The organism is Mesorhizobium amorphae CCNWGS0123 (assembly GCF_001686985.1).
In the GTDB taxonomy this organism is placed as follows: Bacteria; Pseudomonadota; Alphaproteobacteria; order Rhizobiales; family Rhizobiaceae; genus Mesorhizobium; species Mesorhizobium amorphae.
This window is the reverse complement of the sequence record NZ_CP015318.1, coordinates 5,854,310-5,877,785: the sequence shown is the minus strand read 5'-3', so window position 1 is coordinate 5,877,785 and position 23,476 is coordinate 5,854,310. Positions and strand designations below refer to the sequence as shown.

Below are 23,476 nucleotides of genomic sequence, written 5' to 3'. Positions count from 1 at the left end.
CTTATCCCGCGACTTCCTGGGCGGCCCATTTGCGCAGGATATGCGCAGTGCGCTCCTCATTGATGTCGACCATGCGGGCAAGGCGGTCCTGCGGCGCGGGCCTGATCTTCTGGCGAAGGTCGTCAAGCGGGGTGGAGCCGGGGCGGGTGCCCGGCAAGGCGACCGGAGCGGCCGCCGTTTCGAGAGCGGCGGGCTCGGGCGTCGGCAGCGAACGCTGCACGTCCTCGAAGCTCGGACCGGCGAGGGCTGGCGTTGCCTTTGCCGTCAGAGCAGCTGCCATCGGCCTCAGACCGAAGAAAGCCACCAGGAACACCACGACGATGAAGGCGCCGGCGTTGATGAGGGTGCCGGCATGCGTTCCGATCGATGCCAGCATGCCAGGCTGTTCGATCGGCTCGCCGTCCAGCCCGTCGATGAACTCGACGGCCGAGACGTCGATAACGTCGCCGCGCTTGTCGTCGAAGCCGGTGGCCGAAGCCACCATCTTCTGAATGTCGGCAACGCGCTTGGCGATCTGTTCGGGCGTTGCGTCCTTGCCGAGGATGGTCGCCAGACGCTGCTGGTTGACGACGACGGCGATCGACATCTTGGTGACCGAATAGCCGTTGGAGACGGTGGCAATCTTCTTCGAATTGATCTCGTAGTTGGTGATCTCCTCCTTGCGGTCGTTCTGGGAGGAGGATTGCGGGCCCTCGGTGCTGGTGGTCTGGGTCTCCGGCAGGTTCTGCTCGACGGTTGTCGGGGCCGAAGCCTGCTTCTGGTTGTTGTTCTCATTGGCCCGCACCGACTGCACGGAACGTTCGACGCGCGACTCCGGATCGAAGATCGTCTCTTCGGTCTGGCGGGTGTCGGTGTTGACGTCGGCCTTGACGCTGGCACGGAAATTGTCGGGACCGAGATAGGGGGTCAGCGCGCGGCGGATGTTGTCGCCGATCTGCGCCTCAACCGTCTGCTCGACGCCCAGCGTGCGTGCGGCGCTGGTGTTGGAAGGGTCGTCGCCGGCCGCCAGAAGGTTGCCGTTGGAATCGAGCACCGTCACCTTGTCGGCCGAGAGACCGGGAACGGCGGCGGCGACGAGATGGCGGATCGACATGGCGCTCTTTTCGGCATCGATGCCGGAATAGCGGATGACCACCGAGGCGGAGGGCTGCTGCTCGTCGCGGCGGAAATTGGCGCGCTCTGACATGACGATGTGGACGCGCGCCGCCTTGATGCCGGCAATCGACTGGATGGTGCGCGCGATCTCGCCTTCCAGTGCCCGCACACGGGTGATCTGCTGCATGAAGGATGTCAGGCCGAGCGAGCCGACATTGTCGAACAGCTCGTAGCCGGCATTGGCGCTGGTCGGCAGACCCTTCTCGGCAAGCAGCATGCGCGCCTGCGCGGTGGTGCCGGCCGGCACCAGCACGGTGGTGCCGTCGGGGCCGACGTCGAAGCCGATGCCGGCTTCGCCCAACACCAGGCCGATCTGGTTCACGTCGGAGCGTTCAAGCCCGACATAGAGCGTCTCGTAGGCCGGCCGGTTGAGATAGACCGAGGCGACGCCGATGACGGCCATGACCAGCGCGGCGATGCCGCCCAGCATGGCGAGGCGCTTGACGCCAAATCCCTGGAGATTCGAGATGATGCTCTGGATCTGTTCCGGCACGATTCAACGGCTCCCAGCAAGACTGTCCGTGGGAACACTAGACCGCGAAGCTTGTGCGAGGATGATAGGCGGAAACGAAAAGGCCGCGCCCCGGGCGCGGCCTTTCAATCCGAAGAAAAATGCTCGTCAATCCGAATGGAAAAACTTGCCCGAATGGAAAAACTTGCCTGGGCCTAGCTCTTGAACAGCGACAGGATGGACTGCGAGTTGCCGTTGGCGATGGACAGCGCCTGGATGCCGAGCTGCTGCTGGACCTGGAGCGCCTGCAGGCGGGTCGATTCCTTGTTCATGTCGGCATCGACCAGGGCGCCGACGCCCTTGTCGATCGAGTCGCTCAGGTTCGACAGGAAGCTCTGCTGGGTGTCGATGCGCGACTTGGCGGCACCGAGATAGGCAGCGCCGGTCGACAGTCTGGCAAGCGCGGTTTCAACGCTACCGAGTGCAGTGTCGATGGCGGTGTCGGTGACCGCGGCGGCGCTCGGATCGAAGAAGGTCGTGGCCAGCAGACCACCGACGATGCCGCCGGTGCCGGCGACGTCGAGAACCTGGGTGTCGGCGGCCGTGACGTCGATCGTGTCGATGGCGACGGTTGTGCCGGTACGATTGTAGGAAGCGACGATCTTCAGGTCCGAAGCGGCCAAGCCGTCATTCTGCAGCAGATTCGAGCCGGCATAGCTGGCATTGGTGACGGACGACTTGATCTGGTCCTGGATGGCCTTGATTTCCGTCGCGATCTTCTGCTGGTTGTCCTGGCTCGCGCCACGGGCGGTGACGAGCTTGGCCTTGATCAGGTCGACCTGGTCCTTGATGTCGGTGATGGCGGTGTAGGCGGTGTCAACCTTGCCGGCGCCGAGGCCGAGCGAGTCCTGAACAGCCGAAAGCGCCTTGTTGTCGGATTTCATCGAGGTGGCGATCGACCAGTAGGCGGCGTTGTCGCTGGCGGTGGCGACGCGGTAGCCGGTCGAAATGCGGGCCTGCGTCGTTTCAAGCTGCTTGTTGGTGGCGTTGAGACTCTGAAGCGCGGTCAGCGCCGCGGCGTTGGTCATGATGCTTGCCAAGATACACCTCTTCTCAAAGCAGGCATGCCTCGCGCATGCCGGTCAACCTGTTTGGCGGGAGCGTCATGCCTGTCGACCAACTGGTGGTCTGCCCGTCCTAAGCGAATGGTTAACCATGAGTATCGTGATATCGTTAATGGCGCGTTAAAACCATGCTTTGACAACGAAAAACGGTAGCATCTTCACAACGAAAATCGGGCCGCGCTGATGGCGCGGCCCGATGCAGATAACTGAAGTCCGGTAAGCGATCAGCCGCGGAACAGCGACAGGATGGACTGCGAGTTGCCGTTGGCGATTGACAGCGCCTGGATGCCGAGCTGCTGCTGGACCTGGAGCGCCTGCAGGCGGGTCGATTCCTTGTTCATGTCGGCATCGACCAGGGCGCCGACGCCCTTGTCGATCGAGTCGCTGAGGTTCGACAGGAAGCTCTTCTGGGTGTCGATGCGCGACTTGGCGGCGCCGAGCGAGGCAGCACCGGTGGACAGTGAGCTAAGCGCCGTTTCAACGTTGCCGAGCGCGGTGTCGATGGCGGTGTCGGCGACCGCGGCTGCGCTCGGGTCGAAGAAGGTCGTGGCCAGCAGACCACCGACGATGCCGCCCGTGCCGGCGACGTCGAGAACCTGCGTGTCGGCAGCCGCGACATCGATCGTGTCGATGGTGACGGTCGCGCCGGTACGGTTGTAGGAAGCGACGATCTTCAGGTCCGAAGCGGCGGCGCCGTCGGTCTGCAGAAGGTTCGAGCCGGCAAAGTTGGCGTTGGTGACCGACGACTTGATCTGCGCCTGGATGGCGTTGATTTCGGTCGCGATCTTCTGCTGGTCTTCCTGGCTGGCGCCACGGGCGGTGACGAGCTTGGTCTTGATCAGGTCGACCTGGTCCTTGATGTCATTGATGGCGGTGTAGGCGGTGTCGACCTTGCCGGCGCCGAGGCCGAGCGAGTCCTGAACAGCTGAAAGCGCCTTGTTGTCGGATTTCATCGAGGTGGCGATCGACCAGTAGGCGGCGTTGTCGCTGGCGGTGGCGACGCGGTAGCCGGTCGAAATGCGGGCCTGCGTCATTTCAAGCTGCTTGTTGGTGGAGTTCAGGCTCTGCAGCGCGGTCAGCGCCGAGGCGTTGGTCATGATACTGGACATGGCTACTCGTACCTTGTTTTTACACGTGTTTTTTTGACATACCGGCTTGTCCGGTATGACGGTGCGGCATCATGCCAATGATCGCTGAAACAGATCACCCGCCATCTGGAGCGACTATGGTGGCAAGTCCCTACCAAAGCGCTAAATCGGACGGTTAACCGAAAATATATTGCGGGAAATTCTTGCAGGCGCCGCGTTTGGCCGGACGGTCAGGTGAAGGATCGCACCAGGCTGCCGACGAGCAGGTTCCAGCCGTCGATCAAAACGAAGAACAGGATCTTGAAGGGCAGCGACACGACGGTCGGCGGTAGCATCATCATGCCCATGGCCATGGTGATGGTGGCGACGATCAGATCGATGACGAGGAACGGCAGCACGATCAGGAAGCCGATCTCGAAGCCGCGACGGATCTCCGAGATCATGAAGGCCGGCACCAGGATGCGCAGGTCGACGGTCTCCTTTGCAACGACCTGGCCGCGCTCGCGGGCAAGGTCGGCGAAGAGGTCGAAATCCTTGTCGCGCACATTGCGCAGCATGAAGGTACGGAACGGGTCCGAAATCTTTTCGAATGCCTCGGTCTGGCTGATCTGGTTGTCCATCAGCGGCTTGACGCCGGTGTTCCAGGCCTGGTCGAAGGTCGGCGCCATCACATAGAAGGTCATGAACAGCGATAGCGAGATAAGGATCAAATTGGCCGGAGTCGATTGCAGGCCGATGCCGGCGCGCAGGATCGAGAAAGCGATGACGAAGCGGGTGAAGCTCGTCACCATGATCAGCAGGCCCGGCGCCACCGACAGCACGGTGAGCAGGCCGAACATCTGGATGATGTAGCCGACGGTGGTGCCGTCGGCCTTGCCGATGCCGCCGAGATCCAGCTGCTGGGCTCCGGCGACGGATGTGGCGACGATCAACAGCGCCGCGGCGACAAGAAATCTTCTCATTCGAGCAGCAATGTCCTGATCAGAATCTGTTTGGCATGACCGCCGCTGCGGATGGCGGCGCGCTCCTCGAGGTCGGCCTTCAGATGCTGGTAGCCGCTGGCGCCCTCGATCTGATGCAGCTTCATCGTGCGCACCAGAGCCAGCAGATCCTGGTGGATCTCCTCGGTCATCGCCGATGGCTGCGGCGCGTCATAGACCACCGATGCCTCCAGCCTTAGCCAGATCTCGGACGGCGCGGCGAGGTTGGTGGTGATCGGTGGTAGCGCGACAAGCGCCGGTCCGGCCTCGGTTCCGTGACCCTCGGCGCCCGCGGCCTTCCCGGTGCTGCCTTCGTTTTCCGGGGCCACCGGTACCGGCACCGGCCCGCCAGCGGCTTTCAGATAGCCGCCGGACATCCAGCCCATGCCGATGGCGGCGCCCGTCATCGCCAGGAGCATGGCGAGCTGGATAACAAGGGAAGGTCCCTTTTTTGGCTCGACCTGTTCGACATTCGCCATGGCTTGGTTCCCCTAACGGCCCGCTCTAGAAAGGCAGGACCTGATCGAGGACCTGCTGGCCGTAAGCCGGCTGCTGGACCTCGCTGACGCGGCCACGGCCGCCATAGGAGATGCGCGCCTCGGCGATGCGTTCGTAGGAGATGGTGTTCTCCGCGCCGATGTCGGACGGCCGCACCATGCCGGCGATGGTCAGCACCCTGAGCTCGTAGTTGACGCGCACTTCCTGCGAGCCCCGGATCATCAAATTGCCGTTGGGCAGAACCTCGGTCACGACGGCGGCAACGTTCAGCTCGAGGTTTTCCGAGCGCTTGATTTCGCCGTCGGCGTTGGTTTCGGTGCTGGAGCTCAGGCCGGCATCACCCTTGCCGCTTGTGCTGTTGCCTTCCCATCCGAGCGTGACGTCATAGCCGAGCTTGCGCGCGGCGGTGCGGCTCCTGTCGTTCTGGTTCTTGAAGTTCGCCTTGTCGTTGAGCTTGATCTTGACCGTCAGGATGTCGCCATCGCGCAGTGCGCGCGGATCGGTGAACAGCCGGCTCTGGCGATCATCCCAAAGCGAGAATTTCTTCACAGGCGCCGGCGGTGCTTCAGGATAGCTATAGGGGGCGTTGACGCTGCCGGTGATGCCTGAGCCGACTGGCGACAGCGCAGGCTCCCGGCCGATCTCCTTCAGATCGGTGCCGCAGCCGGACAGCACGGCGACGCCAAGCAGCATGAGCATTCTGCGGATCATGACGGATCTACCCTTCGCGCCGCGCTGGCCATGATGCCGGTGAGCGCCGCCGCCGCCTTCTGGTCCATTTCGTTGAGGATGACGCCGGCCTTGCGCGAATCGAGTTTCATCAGGATGGCGGCGGCGAGGTCGACATTGACCATCGCCAGGCGTTCGGCCGCGGCATCGGGCTTCATGCCGGCGTAGATCTTGACGACACCGTCCTCGGCGCGCGCGAGGAACACCTCGCGCCGCTTCAGCCATTGCTCGTATTCGGCGCGCTTGTCTTCCAGCGCCTTCATGCGCTGGTCGATGCCGGCCTGCAGTTCCTTCAGCTCCTGTGCCTGCAGCGCATAGCGGCGGTCGCGCGCGGCGTCAGCGATGTTGGAGCAGAAGCGCTGGATCTCGCTTTCGTCCGGTGCCTTCTCCTTCGTCAGTTGCTGCGGAGCCACCGGCGTCGGTCCACCGGGCAGCACCTGACGCACCGTGTCCTCGGCGTCGGCCGGGCCGATGGTCAGGAGCATGGCGGCGAGGGCCGAAGCGAGAAGCGCCGGCGCAGCGAAGCGAGAGTCCGGTTTTGCGGAGAAAGGATCGATCATCGGCATGGCCTATTGGAGAACCAGGTCGGCCTGCAGCGCGCCGGCCGACTTGATGCCTTGCAGGATGGCAATGATGCCGTCGGGCTTGACGCCGAGGCGGTTGAGGCCGGAAACGAGCGTTTCGAGGTTGGGCCCGTCGAGCACGGCGACGCGCGCGTCCGGCCGGGTGGCCTCGATGGCGGTGAACGGCTCGACCGCGGTCTCGCCCTTGGAGAAAGGCTCGGGCTGAACGACCCTCGGCGCCTCGGTGATGCGCACGGTGAGCGTGCCGTGGCTGATGGCGACCCGCGAGATCTTGACGTCGTTGCCGATGACGATGGTGCCGGTGCGCTCGTCGATGACGACGCGGGCCGGTGTGTCCGATTCGACGACCAGATTTTCGATCTCGGCGTAGAAGCGCGCCGCCGAAACGTTCTTAGGCCTTCTGATCTGCACCGTGCGGGCGTCGCGTTCGGCGGCCACGCGCATGCCGAAACGCTGCGCGGTGTAGTCATTGATGGCGTCGGCGATGCGAATGGCGGTGGAGAAATCGGGGTTGCGCAGCTGCAGGGTTAGCACGGCCTGGTCGTCGAACTCGGCCTGCACCGAACGCTCGACGATGGCACCGTTCGGCACCCGTCCGGCGGTCGGCACGCCCTGCGTCAGCTGCTCGGCCTGGCCCTGGGCAGTGAAGCCCGAAACGATGACGGATCCCTGTCCGACGGCATAGATCTCGCCGTCCGCGGCCTTCAGCGGCGTCATGATCAGCGTGCCGCCGGCCAGCGATGTCGCATCGCCCATCGAGGAGACGTCGATGTCGATGCGGGCCCCCGACTGGACGAAGGCGGGCATGTTGGCGGTGACGATGACAGCGGCGACGTTCTTGGCGCGGGCACTGCCGCCCTCGGTGGCGATGCCGAGGTTTTCCAGCATGGCGCGGATCGACTGTTCGGTGAAAGGCGAATTGCGCAGGCTGTCGCCCGATCCGGCCAGGCCAATGACCAGACCGTAGCCGACAAGCTGGTTGTCGCGCGCGCTCTGCAGCTGGGCGATGTCCTTGATGCGCGACGCCACCTGACCCGGTGGCAGCGAGCTCGGCCCGTTCGACACCCGGAACATGCGGCTGGTGGTGGCCGGGTCGTATTCCGGATCGTTGTAGACACCGCCGTTCCTGGCGGCGAGCTCGCGCTTGGCCTTGGGCGTCAGCCCGTCGGCCAGTGCCGGCTGCAGGCCGAGAACGGCCGCCAGCAGAAGGGCAAGTCCGCGCGTCATGTAGCGCTGACCCTGATGGTCCCGTCGGCCATCACCGTGCCGGAGATGATCTTGCCGCTGTCGACGTTGCGAACCTTGACGAGGTCGCCGGCAGCACCTGGCTGCAGGGTGACGCCCGAAGCCGAGATGGTCAGCCCGCCGGCGGTGAAGTAGATCTGCACGGCAGCGCCCTGCTCGACCAGCCAGGCGTCGCGAATGGCGGCGGTGGGAATGTAGCGGCCGGGCAGCAGCGTGCGCTTGGCGACCTTGCCCTGGAGTTCCTCGGCCCGCGTGGCGACCGCATCGGGCTTGTGCTTGCCCGGCAGCAGCGTCACTTGCTTCAGGACGCCAAGCTCGACCGTCTCGCCCGGATAGATCACCCGGTTGGGGATCAGCACGACTTCGCTGACGGTCTGGTTTCTGGCGATCTGATTGGCCGACTGGTTTGCCTGCTCCTGGGCAACAGCCGGCACGCCGCCGGCCACCAGCGCCAGGATCAGCGCGGTGCGGAGAAGTGCGGAGCGGGAGGTCGGCGAGGCCATCATCCGTTACCTGATGTTCTTGGACACCACCGAGGCCATGTCGTCGGCCGCCTGGATGACCTTGGAGTTCATCTCGTAGGCGCGCTGCGCCGAGATCAGTTCGGTGATCTCCTTGACCGGATCGACATTGGACGCCTCGAGATAGCCTTGCTCGACCGTAGCGAAGCCTGGGTCGCCGGGCACGCCGACATTGGCCGGGCCCGAAGCCGCAGTCTCCTGGAACAGATTGTCGCCGAGCGGTGCGAGGCCGGCCTCGTTGGCGAAGTTGGCGAGCTGGAGCTGGCCGAGAAGCTGGAGATCGGTCTGGCCATCGATGCGGGCGAAGACCTGGCCCGTCTTGTTGACGATGACCTCGACCGCATCGGCAGGCACGGTGATGGCCGGGACGACATTGGCGCCGTCGACGGTCACCAGCTGTCCTGTGGCGTTGGTGTTGAAGGCGCCGGCGCGGCTGTAGAGCGTGCCGCCGTCGGCGCCCTCGATCTGGAACCAGCCCCTGCCGGTCAGCGCCATGTCGAAGCTGTTGCCGGTGCTGGTCAATTCGCCCTGGGTGTGGACGTTGCGGACGGCTGTCGTCTTGACGCCGAGACCGATCGAGACGCCTTCCGGCACCAGCGAGGTGTTGGCGCGGTTGGGCACGCCCTGCGTGCGGTCGACCTGGTAGAGCAGGTCGGAGAATTCGGCCCGGGCGCGCTTGTAGCCGGTGGTGTTGATGTTGGCGATGTTGTTGGCGATGACTTCCAGATTGGTCTGCTGGGCATTCATGCCGGTGGCGGCGATGGCGAGTGCTTTCATGACGCGCTCCTAAATGCCCATGCGGCTGACTTCGAGATAGGCCGAGACGACCTTGTCGCGGATCGCGACCGCAGTCTGCAGGGCCTGCTGGGCACTCATGACGGCGTCGACGACCTGGCGCGTGTCGGCGTCGCCGCTGAGCGCCTTGATCGATACCTGCTCGGCATTCTGCAAGGTGTTGACGGTCTTCGACGCAGCATGGCTCAGCGCCTCGGCAAAGGACGTACCGACATTCTCCGTGGCCTGCGGCGACATGATGCCCTGGAACAGCCCTGCCGCCCCTTCGGCGCCTTCGGTCACCGGTTTGAGCTGAAGTGCGCCAATGTTGCCGATGCCGCTGATCATTACTGGTTCCTCATCAGGTCGATGGTCATGGAAATCAGGTCGCGCGCCTGCTTGATGACCTGAAGATTGGCCTCGTAGGAGCGGTTGGCCTCGCTCATGTCGGCCATTTCGATCAGCACGTTGACGTTGGGCATCTTGACGTAGCCCTTGTCGTCGGCGGCTTCGTTGCCAGGCTGGAATTCAACGGGAAAATCCGAGGGGTCGCGGGCGATCGAGTTGACCTCGACGAGCGAGCCGCCGGATGAGCGGTCGAGCTCGGAGGCAAAGCTGATGGTCTTGCGACGATAAGGATCGGAGCCCGGAGTCGTGCCCGTCGATTGGGCGTTGGCAAGGTTTTCCGAGACCACGCGCAGACGCTCCGACTGGGCGCCGAGGCCGGATGCGGCGACTTTGAGGGCTGCGGTCAGCGCGTCCATGTCAGCTCTTCACCGCCATCATCATCATGGAATGGAAAGCCTTGACGATCGCGGTGTTCAGCTCGAAAGAGCGACGGACCTCACCGGCCTTCATCAGCTCGTCTTCCAGCGCCACCGTGTTCTTGGACGGCATGATCGACCCGGTGGTTTCCTCCGGCTTGACGGTGAAGCCGGCATTGGTCGCCTCGGTGCCGAGGTGGCCGGCCTGCAGCGACACCGCCGTGCGGTCGAGGACCTTTTCGAAGGGCTCGACATCGCCTGCGGTGTAGCCCGGCGTGTTGGCGTTGGCGATGTTGGAGGCAATGGCGGACTGGCGCACGGCCAGCCACTGCGACTGCTTGGTGGCAAGATCGAAAAGGTTGACGGGCTCCATGGGAATCTCCGGGCGGGTACGCACAAGACTAGGCTGCCAGTCTTGCGCGGACCTTGCGCTGAGCCTGCGTCAGCAGGGCGTGGCCCTGACGCGGCTATTTGGAGAGCTCGATCACCTGGTCGGTGCTGGTGACCATGACCCATTTGCCGCCGCGCTGCTCAATCGACGACACGCGGCTGGAATCCGGCAGCACCGAACCGCGCTGGACGATCCACAGGCCGGCGTCGTCCTCGATCATGGCGCGGCCGTTAGCGACGTGCACCATGCGGAATATGCCGGCATCGGCCGGGAAGGGCTGCTGCTCGAGACCGGGCGCCTGGTCGGGATCCTCGGTCTGGTCGGGCAAGGTGCCGGTGGCGAACAGGTCGACATCGGGGGGGACATCCTTGGCCGTCAGCGGCGCACCGCGATTTTCCCGCTGCGAGCCGCCGCTGACACGACCGGCATTGGTGCCGCTGCCGCCGAAGTTGAGCGCCTGCACGCCGAACTGTTCCTGGTTGAAGAAGATGTACCAGGGAAACAGTGCGCAGATCAGGCCGAGCGTGATGCCAAGGGCTGCGACGACAAAGTCGCTGCGCCGGTCGGGCTTCTTTCCCAATCGGGGAAATTCCACCTTTGGCGGTTGCGGCCATTCGGTGCGTGGAAACAGCCCGTCGATGAGCGAGTCGCGGCTGGCCTCTGTCATCTCGACAGCCTCGGCCTGGGGAGCCCTGGGGAGGGGAGGCTTGGCAGCCCTGGCCAGTGCAGCCTCGGCTTTGGCAACCCAGGCCTTGGCAGAAAGTGCCTTGGCAATTCTCGCTTCGTCAGCCCTGGCCTGTTCCTTGGCGTTGGCCTCGGCGATCATCTCGCGCAAGATGCGCTCGGTGTATTGACGCTCACTCTCCTGCATCGCCATTCTGCTTTCCCTTCAGGTGGCGGGCGAGATCGGCGAACGGATCGACCGACGCGCGGTCCCTGGGCGACTGCGTCAGCGCCTCGTAGATCAGCGGCACCTGGCGCACGGCGATGTCGAGCTCGGCATCGGCGCCGCCCTGATAAGCGCCGAGCAGACGGATGTCGCGCGTGTCCTCGAAGCGCGAGATCATCGACTTCAGCCGGGTCACCAGCATGCGCTGCTCGGGGCTCCATGCCTTGTCGGCCAGGCGCGAGATCGACGACAGCGGATTGACCGGCGGATAACGTCCCTGTTCGGCGATCGCGCGGTCGAGCACGACATGGCCGTCGAGGATGCCGCGCACCGAATCGGCGACCGGATCATTGTGGTCGTCGCCGTCGACCAGCACCGAGATGATGGCGGTGATCGACCCCTTGCCTTGGACCCCCGGGCCCTCGATGCCGGGTCCGGCCCGCTCGAGCAGCTTGGGCAGATCGGTGAACACCGAGGCCGGGTAGCCACGCGCGACTGGCGGCTCGCCGGTCCCCGTCGCCACCTCGCGTAGCGCATGGGCGAAGCGGGTGATCGAATCGAGCACCAGAAGCACGCGATGGCCCTGGTCGCGAAAATGCTCGGCGACGCGCATGGCGGTGTCGGGTGCGCGCCGGCGCATCATCGCGCTCTCGTCGCTGGTGGCGACGACAGCCACGGTCTTGGCCATGCTTTCGGCGCCGATCGTGTCCTCGAGGAATTCGCGCACCTCGCGCCCGCGTTCGCCGATGAGCGCCACGACGACCGTATCGAAGGCATCGGCGCCAGCGAGCATCGCCAGCAGCGTCGACTTGCCGACGCCCGATCCGGCAAAGACGCCGAGACGCTGGCCGAAGCAGAGCGGGGTGAAGATGTCGATGACCCGAACGCCGGTCATGAAAGCGGTGCCGACGCGCTGCCGCGCCATGGCGCCCGGTGTCGTCGTGCCTTCTCCCACGGCGACGCCCGATCTCACCAGCGGCGGACCGCCGTCGATGACGCGGGTGAGCGCGTCGATGGCACGTCCGCGCCACGAGGCGTGCGGCGTCACCGTCAGCGGGCCACGCCGGAACACGGCGTCGCCGATGCCCGCATCGGCGCTGCGTTCGAAAGGCGCCACGACGACCTCGTCGCGACCGATCTTGACGATTTCGCCACGGCGCGTGCCGGAATGGCCGCGCTGCTCGACGATGTCGCCCAGCCTGGCGATGCCAGACAGGCCGCGCACCTTGTAATGGGTCGGCGAGATTTCGGCGACGCGGCCGCCGCGCCGCAGCAACGCATCCGGGTCATCGAACCGGCGCCAGATATGCTCCAGCGCCGCCAGCCGGTCTTGCGGCGCGGCGTCGGGCTGCTTTTCCAGGGCGCGTATCGAGGGCAGGCCGGTCGACATGCCGCTACTTGGAGCCGAGCGTCTTGATCGCGTCGTCGGTGGTCGTATTGGCCTGGCGTATCAGCGCCGCGGTGTTCTCGAAAGCGCGCTGGACCATGATCAGCCGGGTCATTTCCAGCACCGGATTGACGTTGGATTCTTCCAGGAACCCTTGCGCGACACCAACATCGGAGCGGTCGGTGACCGGCTCGGGCGTACGCGCTGGAACGATGCCCGAATTGCCGTAGCGGACAAAGTTCTGTCCGGGGTCGAAATCGTAGAGACCGATGGCGCCGACGAGCTGATCGCTTTGGCGCAGCGAGCCGTCCGCACCGGCCTTGGGTGGGCCGTTGCGCGGGTCGAGCTGGATCGGCGCGCCGCCGCTGTCGAGCACCGGATGGCCCTCGATCGACATCAGTTCACCGGCATCGTTCATCGAGAAGCGGCCGTCGCGTGTCATCACCGTGCCGACGGGCGTCTCGATGGCGAACCAGGCGTCGCCCTGGATGGCAAAGTCGAAGGGATTGCCGGTCTCGGTCATCGAGCCATGCGCATTGGAAAGATAGGTGTTGCCGGAAGAGGCGAAAGAGACGGACTTTGGCCCGGTACCTGAGACGACGTCCTCGAACTTCACGCCGGTAGCGCGAAAGCCGATGGTCGAGGCGTTGGCGACATTGTCGGCGATGGTGTCGAGCCGGCGCTCGAGCGCGATCTGCGACGACAGGGCTACGTAGAGGCTGTCCTGCATGGTGTTCTCAGAACCTCAGTTTCTGCATGGCCATCATCAGATCGGTGGATATGCCGACCGTGGTCGGCTGGGCGAAAAGCACGCTGACCGATGTCTGCGCCGTCGAGGTCGGGTTGTTGATCTCCCACATGCTGGTGAAGCGGGTGAGGAACTTGCTCAGCTTTTCGGGGTCGGTGAAATCGGCGATGTCGAGCTTCTGCTCGAACGCCTGCGCCTGCTTGTCGATGTCGGCGGAGGCGAAGGAATCCGGCAGGCCGAGCGCGGTGCGGACCACGCTGGAGAGAGCCGTGTCGGCAAGTACGTCGTACCAGTTGGTGATGCTCGACGCCTTGCGGTCGAAGTACAACGCCAGCCGCACGCCTTCATTGGTCTCGCCGGCGTTTTCCTCCAGCGTCTGGCGCATGTATTTGTCTACCGTGTCCTGCTGGGCGGCGGGGAACAGCGTGGCGGTCTCGCCATAGGCGGCGAAATTGAACGCCTTGACGAAGGCGGCGTAGCGCTTGTCGGTCAATTTGTTGGCGAAGCTGTCCTCGTCCGCGACGCCTTCCTTCAGTGCCTTGACCATGAAAGCCTTGGCGTAGGCCATGTCGCCGAGGCCGTATGCCTTCATGGCATAGGTGAACAGGCGTGTGTCCTTGACGAAATCGTCGATGGTTTTGACGTTGCCGATATTGGCAAGATAATAGTCGGTGTCGCGCTTCACGACAGGCTGCGCCTCGACCTGGTCGAGTGACTTGGTGATGTCCTTGGTGATGAGCTGATAGCTCGTATAAGTGTCCAACACGCTGCGCCTCCGGCCGAAGCTATGTCAGGACAATATCCTCACTTCCTTGCGCGAAGCTGAATCCGACGCTCGTGCTTCGCAACATTGGGGATTCAAGCCTCACACAAGGCACGGGGATTATCCGTTGATCCTGAAGCGACATGCGGAAGGATCTTGCGTGGGCATTCTGATTGGACTGGTGGTGACGCTCGGCTGCGTTCTCGGCGGCTTCATGGCCATGGGCGGCCATCTTCATGTGCTGATGCAGCCATGGGAAGCGGTGATCATCGGTGGCGCGGCACTTGGCACCTTCCTCGTTGCCAACCCGATGAAGACCGTCAAGGATACCGGCAAAGGCATTCTCGAAGCCTTCAAGCAGGCGGTGCCGAAGGAGCGGGACTATCTCGAAACGCTCGGCGTGCTGCACAGCCTGATGCGCGAGCTACGGTCCAAGTCTCGCAGCGAGGTCGAGGCGCATATCGACAATCCGGAGGAATCGGCGATCTTCCAGGCATTCCCGACGGTGCTGCACAACCATGACCTGACGCATTTCATCTGCGACTACTGCCGCATCATCATCATCGGCAATGCGCGCTCGCATGAGATCGAGGCGCTGATGGACGAAGAGATCCATACGATCAAGACCGACAAGATGAAGGCCTATCATGCCCTGGTGGCGGTGGGTGACGGCCTGCCTGCGCTTGGCATCGTGGCCGCCGTGCTCGGCGTGGTCAAGGCGATGGGCGCGCTCGACCAGTCGCCGGAAATCCTCGGCGGCCTGATCGGCGCCGCGCTTGTCGGAACCTTCCTCGGCATCTTCCTGTCCTATGCACTGGTCGGGCCGGTCGCCACCAAGATCAAGACCGTGCGCGAGAAGCGGAACCGGCTCTACATCATCGTCAAGCAGACCTTGCTGGCCTATATGAACGGCGCCCTGCCGCAAGTCGCGATCGAGTTCGGGCGCAAGACCATCTCGTCTTACGAGCGGCCGACGATCGACGCCGTCGAGCAGAGCACGATGAACACCGGCACGGCCGAGAAGAAAGCGGCCTGAGCATGCGCAGCGACAGAAGTACATGCAAGGATAGACGGGGCCGTTCGCCGTCATGACCAGCCCAGGCAGTCCGTCCGAGACCCGTTCCCTGATCATCGAGCGTCTGGTCGGCGACAGCGGCGAAGCCGCCCATGTCATCGGCGCCGGGCGCGGGATGGCCGAGCGCGCCGTACCGCTGCTGCAGAAGAGCCTCGCCGGTGAACTAGGCGCACCAGTCACCGTCGACCTGCGCGCGGTAGAGGTAAGCCGCGTACCCGACGCGCGCGCGTATGCCGGCGACACATTCGCTATGACCATCGTTGCGTCGCCGACGTCCTCCGACGCCATGACGCTGGTGATCGATGCGCCTGCCATCGCGGTGATGGTCTGTGCGCTGTTCGGGGGTGATCCGGACCTGGCGGTTTCGCCGATCGAGCGTGAGCTGTCGCAGATCGAGACCGACGTGGCGACGACGGTGTTCCAGGAAGTGGCGCAGGCCTTGAACGGATCGGGCAGGCGCTCGCTCGAGCTGCGGCTGCCGGTACAGCGCGCGATGTCCGGTGCGGAAGCCAAGCGGCGCGTACTGCGCGACGGAGCGGCGGTTCGCATGGTCTTCGGCATCTCGACGCCGACCGATAGCGGCACGGTCACGGTGATGATCCCGCAACGCATCCTGCTGGCGACCCGTGGCGGCGCGGCCGGTGCCAATGACGACCAGACGACGGGGTCGGACTGGCGGGCGCGGCTCTCGGAAGAGGTGATGCGCTCGACGGTGACGCTGAAGGCGACCATGCCGCTCGCGCGGCTGACGCTTGGCGACCTCGCCAGCCTCGAGGTGGGGCAGATCATCGAATTCGAGGAGACCGCGCAATCGCAGGCGCGGCTCAGCGCACGCGACAAGACACTGTTCGTTTGCGAGTTCGGCAAGCTCGGCCAGAATTACACCGTTCGCGTCCGCCATCCCTACGATGCCGGGCAGGACTTCATCGATGGGCTGATGCCGGGCTGACGCCGGCAGGCTCGAGTTTTTTGGGAGACGATCAATGGCCAAGACCAAGGTGGAAGCCGAACTCGACCAGCCGGACGAGCAACTCGACCGTGCCATCGAGGAATTGCGCGGCGTTCTCCAGGAAGAGGAGAAGCGTCCGGACGTTGCCTTCCGCGCGGCATCGGGCGCCAATTCGAACATCATCATGAGCATCCCGGTCGATGTGCAGATCATCCTCGGCAGCACCGAAATGCCGGTGTCCGACCTGATGGCGTTGCAGAAGGGCTCGACGGTGGCGCTCAACCGGCGCATCGGCGAACCCGTCGACGTGGTGGTCAACGGCCGCAAGATCGCGCGCGGCGAGATCACCGTGCTCGAAAGCGACCCGTCGCGCTTCGGCATCAGGCTGACCGAAATCATCGCAGCCACGAAGAGTGCATAGGATAACCGGCGTGTCGCAGGGACAGACAGCATGACGACGCTTACCGCGCTGACGCGCCCGCAGAAGGCCGCCGCCATACTGGTGGCCATGGGCAAGCCCTCGGCCAGCCGGCTGCTGAAATTCTTCAAGCAGGAGGAACTGAAGGCGCTGATCGAGGGGGCGCGGCTGCTGCGCACGATTCCGCAGAGCGACCTCGAACGCATCGTCGCCGAATTCGAGGCCGAGTTCACCGAAGGCGCGGGGCTGCTCGATTCCGCCGACAGGATGGACACGATCCTCAATGAGTCGCTGTCGCCGGAAGAAATGAGCGCCATTATGGGCGACAAGAAGTTCGAGGTGGCGCCGGAACGGCCGCAGCCGATCTGGCCCGATCTGGAGAAGCTCGAGCCGGCACGGCTCGGCACCTTCCTCGCCAGCGAGCACGCACAGACCGCGGCCATGGTGCTGTCGAAGCTTGCCCCGCAAGCTGCGGCGAACGTGCTGTTGACCATGGCAAAACCGATGCGTGGCGAGATCATCAAGCGCATGGTGACGATGGCGACCATTCCGGATGCGGCCGCGAAGATCGTCGAAAGCCAGTTGCGCTCGAGTTTGCTGTCGCAAGCCGCGACCAAGGACATTTCTGCCGGGCAGGCGCGGGTCGCCAGCGTGCTCAACGAAATGGACAAGCCGCAGCTCGAAGAGGTCATGCAGGACCTGGAGGAGGCGGGCACGCCCGACCTCGACGGCGTCAGGTCGCGGCTGTTCGCCTTCGACGACCTGCCGTTGCTGACTCAGAAGGCGCGGGTGCTTCTGTTCGACGGGCTGTCGACAGAACTGGTTACGCTGGCGCTGCGCGGCGCACCGCCGGCGCTGACCGAATCGGTGCTGTCAGCGATCGGCGCACGTTCGCGGCGCATGATCGAAGCCGAACTCGGGCAGGGCTCGGAAGGCATCGCCCTTGCCGACATCATGACTGCCCGCAAGACGATTGCGGTGGCGACGATCCGTCTGTCGCGCGAGGGGGCTTTCGAACTGCCCTCCTCGACGCAGAACGCCGCAGCCTGATGGCGACGGGCCGGCTAGTCCAATATGGCTGAGGCTGTCGACAAGGACTCGAAAACCGAGGAAGCCACAGAAAAGAAGATCCGTGACACGGTCGAACAGGGCAAGCTGCCCCATTCGCGCGAGACCGCCCTCTTCACGTCCTTCGTCGCCATACTGGTGTTCACCGTCTTCTACGCCAAGGACGCCATCGTCGATCTCGGCATGTTCCTGTCGATGTTCCTGGAGAAGCCGGAGGCCTGGCCGATGGACACCGAGACCGACGTCATCGCGCTCTACAAGACCGTCATCTTCGAGATCGGCCGCGCCGTCGTCAGCCTGCTGGTGCTGCTGGTGGTGGCCGGCGTCGGCGCCTCGGTGTTCCAGAACATGCCGCAATTCGTCGGCGAGCGGGTCAGGCCGCAACTGTCGCGCATTTCGATCACCAAGGGTTGGAGCCGCCTGTTCGGCGCCCAGGGCTTCGCCGAGTTCCTGAAATCGCTGGGCAAGCTCGGCTTGGCCGTCGTCGTGCTTTTCTTCACGCTGTCGGAGGACCACCGTAAGCTGCTCGCCGGGATGATCACCAACCCGGTCGCTTTCGGTCTCGTCATCAGGGGTATCGTCATCGACATCCTGGTGGCGATCGTCTTCGTCATGGGACTGATTGCGACGGTCGACCTGGTCTGGTCACGTTTCCATTGGCGGCGCGACCTGCGCATGAGCAAGCAGGAGGTCAAGGACGAGATGAAGCAGGCGGAAGGCGATCCGATCGTCAAGTCGCGGCTCAGATCGTTGGCGCGCGATCGCGCCCGCAAGCGGATGATGACGGCGGTGCCGCGCGCCACGCTGATCATCGCCAACCCGACCCACTTCTCGATCGCGCTGAAGTATGTTCGCGACGAGGATTCGGCGCCGCTGGTTCTGGCCAAGGGCCAGGATCTGGTGGCGCTCAAGATCCGCGAGATCGCCAGAGAGAATAATATCCCGATCTTCGAGGACGTGGCGCTTGCCCGCTCCATGTACAAGCAAGTTTCGGTTGATAGCGTGATCCCGTCGCAATTCTATCAGGCCGTCGCCGAGCTGGTGCGGATCGTCTACTCGAAAAAGGCTGAGCGCAGACTGACCTCATGAACCGGCAACCTTACGCAAAATCCCGCGAGATCATCGTCGCCAACGCCATCGAGCAGGTGATCGCCGAACTCAGGCTGATCGATGTCGCCGACTACATCGCCTTCATCCGGCTGGAGCATTTCGCCTGCCTGTCGGACCTGGTGGATTCGGCGGCCGAACTGTTCTTCATGGCCGGCACGCTCAGGCTCGGCCATGGCGGCGAGGCCCATGTCGACTGGAGCGGCAGTCCGCGCATCGTGCTGGATCTGGAGCTCAGGCCGCCCGGCGTCACTGTCTATTTCCAGCTGACGCTGAGCGAAGACAAATCGTCGGTGGCCGTCAACTACGTGTCGTTCGAAAAGCCTGGCGAAAACCCCGAACACAACACCGCCTTGCTGGAGGCCGTGATCGAGCAGGCGCGCATCCGCAGGACCGAGCCGCTCGCCTTCTGAAAATCAGACGCGTGTTGGTGGGAGCACGTCGGAGTCGCTTCGTGCGCTGCGCGCTTGTCGATGTTGCCGCGCCGCCGCCGCGCCACCTTCGGTCATTTCGAGAGCGAATTTCCAGGCCTACTCGATCAACCCCAGCCGCAGCGCCTTGGCCACCGCCTGGTTGCGGTTGACGGCGTTGAGCTTCTGTGTCGACTGGGTCAGGTACTGGTTGGCGGTGTGCACCGACAACTTCAGCAGCTTGGCGATCTCCTCGCTGGTGTTGCCGTTGGCGGTCAGCTTCAGGCATTCGAGCTCGCGCTTGGAGATCGACCGCATCCTGCCGGCGTCGCTCGGGCGCATGCGGGCGACCGCGGCAAACAGCGTGAAACTGCGTGCATGGATTTCGTAGAGCGCGTCTTGTGGCAAGGCGATCTCCGAGCCCAGGAACACGACCAGCCCGCACTGCCCGCGATCGGCATGAACGGGGAAGGCAATGCCGTTGGTGCCTGGCGCCAAGGGTGCGGTTCGTTCCGACCAGGCGAGGTCCTTGAAGGTGTCCTGCGAGCTGGCGATGCCGTCGTCGGCCCACCAGCGCGGCGCCGTCGAAATGCGGGTGTGGCGCACCATCTCCTCGCCATTGGCGCCAGAGATGAATTTTGTCGCCACCGCCGTGCTGGGATAGTCGGAATCGAAGCAGGGGACGAGGCGTGCTCGCTCGGCCGAAGGGCTGACGAAGAACAGGCCGAAGGCCGAGGCGTTGATGTCGACGGCGATCCAGCGGCAGCGGCGCACGGCATCCGGAATGGTGACGGCGTGATGGGTTTCCGAACCGAGCGAAAAGGCGCCGAACGGATTGCGCTGCTCGTTGAAAAGGGCTTCGGCCGCCTCCTTGACAAGTGCGTGTTTCAAATGATGCCGCTCCTGATCGCCGTCGCGATGGCCATCGCGCGGTTGCTGGCCGCGAATTTCTGAATGGCGTGGGTGATGTAGCTGTTGACGGTGTTCGACGAGACGCCAAGGATGAGCGCGACCTCGTCCGTCGTCTTGCCCTCGGACACCCAGAACAGGCATTCGCGCTCGCGGTCGGACAGCGGATCCTGCATGGCGGCCGCGGCGATCAGCTGCGGGATGGTGGAGAGCGCGTAGCAGCACTTCAACTGAGCCTTCATCAGCGCCGGCTGGTCGATCTTGCCCGGTTCGGCAGCTGAAAACAGGGCGAACAGACGCTGGCGACCGACGTTCAGCCTGAGCGAGTAGATCTCGGCATGGCCGAGCACGTCGAGAAGCCGAGCCTCCTCGCCGGTGAGCAGTCCACCGGTGTCGGGGGCATGGGCTGCCACCAGCGCCTGCGGGCGGATGCCGGGCGCCGCGGTCAGCGGACCCTGGGCGAGGCCGCCGATCAGCCGTTTGCCGATGAGCTCGATGGCGTCGAAAATCCAGTTGGAAGACACGATGCGCGCATCATTGCGGTCCTGGTCGTGGACGATGGCGACCAGCATGTAGCTGTCGGCGCCGATCTCTGCGGCAAGCTGCATGAAAAAGCTGGTGAGGTCGCCGCGAGACGCAAGGCGCGATGGTTCGGATTGGAGAAGCGCGGCGGGACTGCCCATTTTTATGCTTTGGCCGGAATCGATCCATGTGCCCGGTGCTGGCTTTGCCAGCGGCCGAACCCGAATACGCATCACATTGACGAAGACACACTCTGGGCGCGGTCAGCGCCCAACCAGGCCGAATCCATTCAGGGAACGCGAAGCCGTCCGCGTCTGGTGCCGGACAATGCCGGTACTTGAGACTTTGGGTTGGTCGCCGCGCCCCCCAAGGACCGGCTGATTCGGGTCTAATCTACCCGCAGATGAATCCGACATCAAACGCGATTTGACAAAATCGAATCCGATGGACTCGGATTGCGACTCAGCGGCCGTTTCATGTTGCCTTCGGCCGGATTTTCGACGGGAAAAGCAGGAGCCGGTGCAGGCCGGCGGTATCGGCGGGCGCCTGATTCCGGTAGGATTCGCGGGAGCGGCAAAGGATGGGCGTCCATGCTGGCGACTTTGCGGGGCAACAATGAGCGATTCATTTCGGGAAGTGACATCCGTTTCTTGGTTCGGGCGGATCAAGCGCGCTGTGGGCGGGGTGGTCTTCGGCCTGCTCCTGATCGTGCTGATGGTCATCGGTCTGTTCTGGAACGAGGGCCGCGCGGTGCAGACGGCGCGCTCGCTGGCCGAGGGGTCGGGCGTCGTCGTCTCGGTCGGGGTCGACAGCGTCGATGCCGGCAATGACGGCAAGCTCGTGCATGTCACCGGACCGGTGACGGCGGACAGCGGCCTCGCCGATCCGGAGTTCGGCATTGCGGCGCAAGGGTTGCGCCTGTCGCGCAGCGTCGAGATGTATCAGTGGAGAGAGGAATCGAAGTCGGAGACGACCAAGAAGCTCGGCGGCGGCGAGGAGACGGTGACGACCTACAGCTATTCCAGGGTGTGGGACGACAGCCAGATAGACTCGTCGAATTTCAAGAAGCCGGACGGCCATCAGAACCCACCGATGGCGATCCACAGCAGGACCTTCCAGATTCCGGACGGCAAGCTTGGCGCCTTCGCGCTTGACACGCCGGTGCTCGATCGCATCGAGGGCGACAAGGAATTTGCGCTGTCGTCCAGCCAGGCGGCCGCGATCAAGGCCGCCTATAGCGGCCCGAAGCCCGTCACCATCGTCGACGGCGGGATCTATCTCGGTTCCGATGCGACATCCCCGGCCCTGGGCGACTATCGCATCGGTTACGACCTGGCGCCGCTCGGTGTAGTCAGCATCGTCGCGCGCCAGACCGGCAGCCAGTTCGAACCCTATCAGACGGTTGCCGGCGACCAGTTGCTGATGGTCGATACCGGCGACGTGCCGGCGGCAAAGATGTTCGCCGACGCGGTCTCGGAAAACACATTGATCACCTGGCTGCTGCGCGCCGCCGGCCTGCTGCTGCTGACGTTCGGCTTCGCCCTGCTGCTTGGCCCGATCGGCGTCATCCTCGACGTCATTCCGTTCCTCGGCAGCATTGCGCGGATGGGAACCGGTATCATCGCCTTCTTCCTGGCGATCCTGGTCGGCACGACGACGATCGCCGTCGCCTGGTTCTGGTACCGGCCGCTGCTGGCGGCAGGCATACTGGCGGCAGGCCTCATCGCTGCGGCGGCGGTCTACTATCTCGGCCGGTCGCGCAGACCGGCTGCTCCGGCAGCCGCGCCAGGCGTTGGCGCCCCTACCTGATCGCGAGAGCCGGGCGGGGTTGCCGCCCGGTCTTGGCTGTTAGCGATCCTCGAAGCCGGTCATCACGCCGACGGCGTTGATGCCGATCTCCTCCACGGCATAGCCGCCTTCCATGACGAAGAGTGTCGGCAGGCCGAGCCTGGCGATGCGGCGGCCGATCTTGGGGTAGTCGGCGCTTTTCAGCTTGAACTGGCTGATCGGATCCTTCTCGAACGTGTCGACGCCGAGCGAGACGACGACGACATCGGGCGCATAGGCGGCGAGTTTGGCGCAGGCGTCCTCCAGCGAGGCGTTCCAGGCGTCCCAGCCGGTGCCGAAGGGCATCGGGTAGTTAAGGTTGAAGCCTTCACCATCGCCCGCGCCGCGCTCGTCGGCATGGCCAAGGAAGAACGGATACTCGGTCATCGGGTCGCCATGCAGGTTGATGACCTGGACGTCGCCGCGGTCGTAGAAGATCTCCTGGGTGCCGTTGCCGTGGTGGTAGTCGACATCGAGGATCGAGACGCGACTCGCACCCTGGTCGAGGAACCATTGCGCGGCGACGGCGGCGTTGTTGATGAAGCAATAGCCGCCCATGAAGGCAGCACCCGCGTGATGGCCGGGCGGACGGCAGAGCGCGAAGGCAGATCGCTCGCCTGCCTTGACCAGGGCCGCCGCCGTCAGCGCGACGTCGTAGGAGGACTTGATCGCGGCCCAGGTGCCTTCGACGAAGGTGGCGCCGGCGTCGAACGAATAGTAGCCCAGCAAGGCATCGATGCGCTGCGGCGGCACGTCGCCGCGCAGGCCGCGTGTCGGCCAGGTGAAGGCCATGGCCGAGCCCTTGAAGCCGGCGGCCGTCCATTGCGGCCACACGGTCGGCAGGAAGTCGATGTAGTCCGCCTTGTGGATGCGCTTGGCGGCGGCAAGGTCATGCTCGACGGGAGCGATGATCGGGCCAAGCTTCTCGCTTTCGACCCGCGACCTGATGAATTCCGCCCGCGACGGCTTCTCGAAACCAGGCACGATCGCCGCCGTCACCAGTTCCATCTGGCCGGCATGACCGGCATGGAGAGGGGAAAAAACTGTCTTCATTTTGGGAGTTGGCTCGCTCTTCGGGTTGCGTGTCTGCGGGTCTCTCA

The 23,476-nt window shown here is 64.3% G+C and carries 27 protein-coding genes; 7 read left to right on the top strand and 20 right to left on the bottom strand.

Annotation, left to right across the window (positions count from 1 at the left end; translation table 11 throughout):
* Position 1: 1 nt before the first annotated feature.
* From fliF to A6B35_RS27545, 17 genes are all read right to left on the bottom strand, one after another.
* Positions 2-1,648 (bottom strand): flagellar basal-body MS-ring/collar protein FliF, encoded by a 1,647-nt coding sequence (gene fliF, locus A6B35_RS27625; RefSeq protein WP_006204080.1) that lies wholly within the window; start codon positions 1,646-1,648, stop codon positions 2-4.
* Between the two features lie 173 nt (positions 1,649-1,821).
* Positions 1,822-2,706, bottom strand: a complete 885-nt coding sequence (locus tag A6B35_RS27620; protein ID WP_006204081.1) for a flagellin N-terminal helical domain-containing protein — start codon at positions 2,704-2,706, stop codon at positions 1,822-1,824.
* 248 nt (positions 2,707-2,954) lie between these two features.
* Positions 2,955-3,839 carry a flagellin N-terminal helical domain-containing protein gene (locus A6B35_RS27615; RefSeq protein WP_006204082.1) on the bottom strand — a complete coding sequence of 295 codons (885 nt, stop codon included), beginning with the start codon at positions 3,837-3,839 and terminating at the stop codon, positions 2,955-2,957.
* Between the two features lie 209 nt (positions 3,840-4,048).
* On the bottom strand, positions 4,049-4,780 hold the full coding sequence (gene fliP / locus A6B35_RS27610; protein WP_006204083.1) for a flagellar type III secretion system pore protein FliP: 732 nt from the start codon (positions 4,778-4,780) through the stop codon (positions 4,049-4,051).
* Positions 4,777-5,277 (bottom strand): flagellar basal body-associated FliL family protein, encoded by a 501-nt coding sequence (locus A6B35_RS27605; protein ID WP_006204084.1) that lies wholly within the window; start codon positions 5,275-5,277, stop codon positions 4,777-4,779. The genes fliP and A6B35_RS27605 overlap by 4 nt, the downstream gene beginning before the upstream one ends.
* A gap of 25 nt (positions 5,278-5,302) precedes the next feature.
* Positions 5,303-6,007: a flagellar basal body L-ring protein FlgH gene (gene flgH, locus A6B35_RS27600; RefSeq protein ID WP_006204085.1), complete on the bottom strand. Its 705-nt coding sequence runs from the start codon at positions 6,005-6,007 to the stop codon at positions 5,303-5,305.
* Positions 6,004-6,585, bottom strand: a complete 582-nt coding sequence (locus tag A6B35_RS27595; protein WP_081482219.1) for a MotE family protein — start codon at positions 6,583-6,585, stop codon at positions 6,004-6,006. The genes flgH and A6B35_RS27595 overlap by 4 nt, the downstream gene beginning before the upstream one ends.
* 9 nt (positions 6,586-6,594) lie before the next feature.
* Positions 6,595-7,836: a flagellar basal body P-ring protein FlgI gene (locus A6B35_RS27590; protein ID WP_006204087.1), complete on the bottom strand. Its 1,242-nt coding sequence runs from the start codon at positions 7,834-7,836 to the stop codon at positions 6,595-6,597.
* Positions 7,833-8,357: a flagellar basal body P-ring formation chaperone FlgA gene (flgA, locus tag A6B35_RS27585; protein ID WP_040583347.1), complete on the bottom strand. Its 525-nt coding sequence runs from the start codon at positions 8,355-8,357 to the stop codon at positions 7,833-7,835. The genes A6B35_RS27590 and flgA overlap by 4 nt, the downstream gene beginning before the upstream one ends.
* Before the next feature lie 6 nt (positions 8,358-8,363).
* Positions 8,364-9,152 carry a flagellar basal-body rod protein FlgG gene (gene flgG, locus A6B35_RS27580; RefSeq protein ID WP_006204090.1) on the bottom strand — a complete coding sequence of 263 codons (789 nt, stop codon included), beginning with the start codon at positions 9,150-9,152 and terminating at the stop codon, positions 8,364-8,366.
* 9 nt (positions 9,153-9,161) lie between these two features.
* Complete coding sequence (gene fliE, locus A6B35_RS27575; RefSeq protein WP_006204091.1) at positions 9,162-9,497, bottom strand: flagellar hook-basal body complex protein FliE; 336 nt, start codon at positions 9,495-9,497, stop codon at positions 9,162-9,164.
* Positions 9,497-9,913 (bottom strand): flagellar basal body rod protein FlgC, encoded by a 417-nt coding sequence (gene flgC / locus A6B35_RS27570; protein WP_006204092.1) that lies wholly within the window; start codon positions 9,911-9,913, stop codon positions 9,497-9,499. The genes fliE and flgC overlap by 1 nt, the downstream gene beginning before the upstream one ends.
* Position 9,914: 1 nt before the next feature.
* Positions 9,915-10,286 carry a flagellar basal body rod protein FlgB gene (gene flgB / locus A6B35_RS27565; protein WP_006204093.1) on the bottom strand — a complete coding sequence of 124 codons (372 nt, stop codon included), beginning with the start codon at positions 10,284-10,286 and terminating at the stop codon, positions 9,915-9,917.
* A gap of 94 nt (positions 10,287-10,380) precedes the next feature.
* Positions 10,381-11,181: a hypothetical protein gene (locus tag A6B35_RS27560; RefSeq protein ID WP_006204094.1), complete on the bottom strand. Its 801-nt coding sequence runs from the start codon at positions 11,179-11,181 to the stop codon at positions 10,381-10,383.
* Positions 11,162-12,583, bottom strand: a complete 1,422-nt coding sequence (gene fliI / locus A6B35_RS27555; RefSeq protein WP_006204095.1) for a flagellar protein export ATPase FliI — start codon at positions 12,581-12,583, stop codon at positions 11,162-11,164. Before fliI ends, A6B35_RS27560 begins: the two co-directional genes overlap by 20 nt.
* 4 nt (positions 12,584-12,587) lie before the next feature.
* Positions 12,588-13,310 carry a flagellar basal-body rod protein FlgF gene (gene flgF, locus A6B35_RS27550; RefSeq protein ID WP_006204096.1) on the bottom strand — a complete coding sequence of 241 codons (723 nt, stop codon included), beginning with the start codon at positions 13,308-13,310 and terminating at the stop codon, positions 12,588-12,590.
* Between the two features lie 7 nt (positions 13,311-13,317).
* Positions 13,318-14,094 carry a DUF1217 domain-containing protein gene (locus A6B35_RS27545; RefSeq protein ID WP_040583336.1) on the bottom strand — a complete coding sequence of 259 codons (777 nt, stop codon included), beginning with the start codon at positions 14,092-14,094 and terminating at the stop codon, positions 13,318-13,320.
* Between the two features lie 157 nt (positions 14,095-14,251).
* On the opposite strand from A6B35_RS27545, the gene motA reads away from it, so the two are divergent.
* The 6 genes from motA to A6B35_RS27515 are packed head-to-tail and all read left to right on the top strand — an operon-like array spanning position 14,252 to position 19,121.
* The gene (gene motA, locus A6B35_RS27540; protein WP_006204098.1) at positions 14,252-15,127 is read left to right on the top strand and encodes a flagellar motor stator protein MotA; all 876 of its coding nucleotides are present in this window, start codon (positions 14,252-14,254) and stop codon (positions 15,125-15,127) included.
* 52 nt (positions 15,128-15,179) lie between these two features.
* A complete protein-coding gene (locus A6B35_RS27535; protein WP_006204099.1) occupies positions 15,180-16,115 on the top strand; it encodes a FliM/FliN family flagellar motor switch protein in 936 nt (311 codons plus the stop codon).
* Positions 16,116-16,149: 34 nt separating this feature from the next.
* Positions 16,150-16,536 (top strand): flagellar motor switch protein FliN, encoded by a 387-nt coding sequence (gene fliN, locus A6B35_RS27530; RefSeq protein ID WP_006204100.1) that lies wholly within the window; start codon positions 16,150-16,152, stop codon positions 16,534-16,536.
* 30 nt (positions 16,537-16,566) lie between these two features.
* Complete coding sequence (locus A6B35_RS27525; protein ID WP_006204101.1) at positions 16,567-17,583, top strand: flagellar motor switch protein FliG; 1,017 nt, start codon at positions 16,567-16,569, stop codon at positions 17,581-17,583.
* 24 nt (positions 17,584-17,607) lie between these two features.
* On the top strand, positions 17,608-18,690 hold the full coding sequence (gene flhB / locus A6B35_RS27520) for a flagellar biosynthesis protein FlhB (protein WP_006204102.1): 1,083 nt from the start codon (positions 17,608-17,610) through the stop codon (positions 18,688-18,690).
* Positions 18,687-19,121: a hypothetical protein gene (locus tag A6B35_RS27515; RefSeq protein ID WP_006204103.1), complete on the top strand. Its 435-nt coding sequence runs from the start codon at positions 18,687-18,689 to the stop codon at positions 19,119-19,121. Before flhB ends, A6B35_RS27515 begins: the two co-directional genes overlap by 4 nt.
* A gap of 117 nt (positions 19,122-19,238) precedes the next feature.
* Here the strand turns inward: A6B35_RS27515 and A6B35_RS27510 are convergent, their stop codons facing one another.
* A complete protein-coding gene (locus tag A6B35_RS27510) occupies positions 19,239-20,009 on the bottom strand; it encodes a helix-turn-helix transcriptional regulator (protein WP_006204104.1) in 771 nt (256 codons plus the stop codon).
* Complete coding sequence (locus A6B35_RS27505; RefSeq protein ID WP_244425987.1) at positions 20,006-20,635, bottom strand: helix-turn-helix transcriptional regulator; 630 nt, start codon at positions 20,633-20,635, stop codon at positions 20,006-20,008. Before A6B35_RS27505 ends, A6B35_RS27510 begins: the two co-directional genes overlap by 4 nt.
* Positions 20,636-21,164: 529 nt before the next feature.
* On the opposite strand from A6B35_RS27505, the gene A6B35_RS27500 reads away from it, so the two are divergent.
* Positions 21,165-22,358: a TMEM43 family protein gene (locus A6B35_RS27500; protein WP_040583338.1), complete on the top strand. Its 1,194-nt coding sequence runs from the start codon at positions 21,165-21,167 to the stop codon at positions 22,356-22,358.
* Between the two features lie 39 nt (positions 22,359-22,397).
* Here the strand turns inward: A6B35_RS27500 and A6B35_RS27495 are convergent, their stop codons facing one another.
* On the bottom strand, positions 22,398-23,429 hold the full coding sequence (locus A6B35_RS27495; RefSeq protein WP_006204107.1) for a histone deacetylase family protein: 1,032 nt from the start codon (positions 23,427-23,429) through the stop codon (positions 22,398-22,400).
* Between the last annotated feature and the right edge of the window lie 47 nt (positions 23,430-23,476).

Coding starts and splice junctions, on each gene's coding strand:
- A6B35_RS27525 (WP_006204101.1), top strand. CDS start 16,567: ATGACGACGCTTACCGCGCTGACGCGCCCGCAGAAGGCCGCCGCCATA.
- flgC (WP_006204092.1), bottom strand. CDS start 9,913: ATGGACGCGCTGACCGCAGCCCTCAAAGTCGCCGCATCCGGCCTCGGC.
- flhB (WP_006204102.1), top strand. CDS start 17,608: ATGGCTGAGGCTGTCGACAAGGACTCGAAAACCGAGGAAGCCACAGAA.
- A6B35_RS27495 (WP_006204107.1), bottom strand. CDS start 23,429: ATGAAGACAGTTTTTTCCCCTCTCCATGCCGGTCATGCCGGCCAGATG.
- flgG (WP_006204090.1), bottom strand. CDS start 9,152: ATGAAAGCACTCGCCATCGCCGCCACCGGCATGAATGCCCAGCAGACC.
- flgA (WP_040583347.1), bottom strand. CDS start 8,357: ATGGCCTCGCCGACCTCCCGCTCCGCACTTCTCCGCACCGCGCTGATC.
- fliN (WP_006204100.1), top strand. CDS start 16,150: ATGGCCAAGACCAAGGTGGAAGCCGAACTCGACCAGCCGGACGAGCAA.
- fliI (WP_006204095.1), bottom strand. CDS start 12,583: ATGTCGACCGGCCTGCCCTCGATACGCGCCCTGGAAAAGCAGCCCGAC.
- flgB (WP_006204093.1), bottom strand. CDS start 10,286: ATGGAGCCCGTCAACCTTTTCGATCTTGCCACCAAGCAGTCGCAGTGG.
- A6B35_RS27515 (WP_006204103.1), top strand. CDS start 18,687: ATGAACCGGCAACCTTACGCAAAATCCCGCGAGATCATCGTCGCCAAC.
- A6B35_RS27590 (WP_006204087.1), bottom strand. CDS start 7,836: ATGACGCGCGGACTTGCCCTTCTGCTGGCGGCCGTTCTCGGCCTGCAG.
- A6B35_RS27500 (WP_040583338.1), top strand. CDS start 21,165: ATGAGCGATTCATTTCGGGAAGTGACATCCGTTTCTTGGTTCGGGCGG.
- flgH (WP_006204085.1), bottom strand. CDS start 6,007: ATGATCCGCAGAATGCTCATGCTGCTTGGCGTCGCCGTGCTGTCCGGC.
- A6B35_RS27505 (WP_244425987.1), bottom strand. CDS start 20,635: ATGCAGCTTGCCGCAGAGATCGGCGCCGACAGCTACATGCTGGTCGCC.
- A6B35_RS27615 (WP_006204082.1), bottom strand. CDS start 3,839: ATGTCCAGTATCATGACCAACGCCTCGGCGCTGACCGCGCTGCAGAGC.
- fliP (WP_006204083.1), bottom strand. CDS start 4,780: ATGAGAAGATTTCTTGTCGCCGCGGCGCTGTTGATCGTCGCCACATCC.
- flgF (WP_006204096.1), bottom strand. CDS start 13,310: ATGCAGGACAGCCTCTACGTAGCCCTGTCGTCGCAGATCGCGCTCGAG.
- A6B35_RS27560 (WP_006204094.1), bottom strand. CDS start 11,181: ATGGCGATGCAGGAGAGTGAGCGTCAATACACCGAGCGCATCTTGCGC.
- fliE (WP_006204091.1), bottom strand. CDS start 9,497: ATGATCAGCGGCATCGGCAACATTGGCGCACTTCAGCTCAAACCGGTG.
- A6B35_RS27535 (WP_006204099.1), top strand. CDS start 15,180: ATGACCAGCCCAGGCAGTCCGTCCGAGACCCGTTCCCTGATCATCGAG.
- A6B35_RS27595 (WP_081482219.1), bottom strand. CDS start 6,585: ATGATCGATCCTTTCTCCGCAAAACCGGACTCTCGCTTCGCTGCGCCG.
- A6B35_RS27605 (WP_006204084.1), bottom strand. CDS start 5,277: ATGGCGAATGTCGAACAGGTCGAGCCAAAAAAGGGACCTTCCCTTGTT.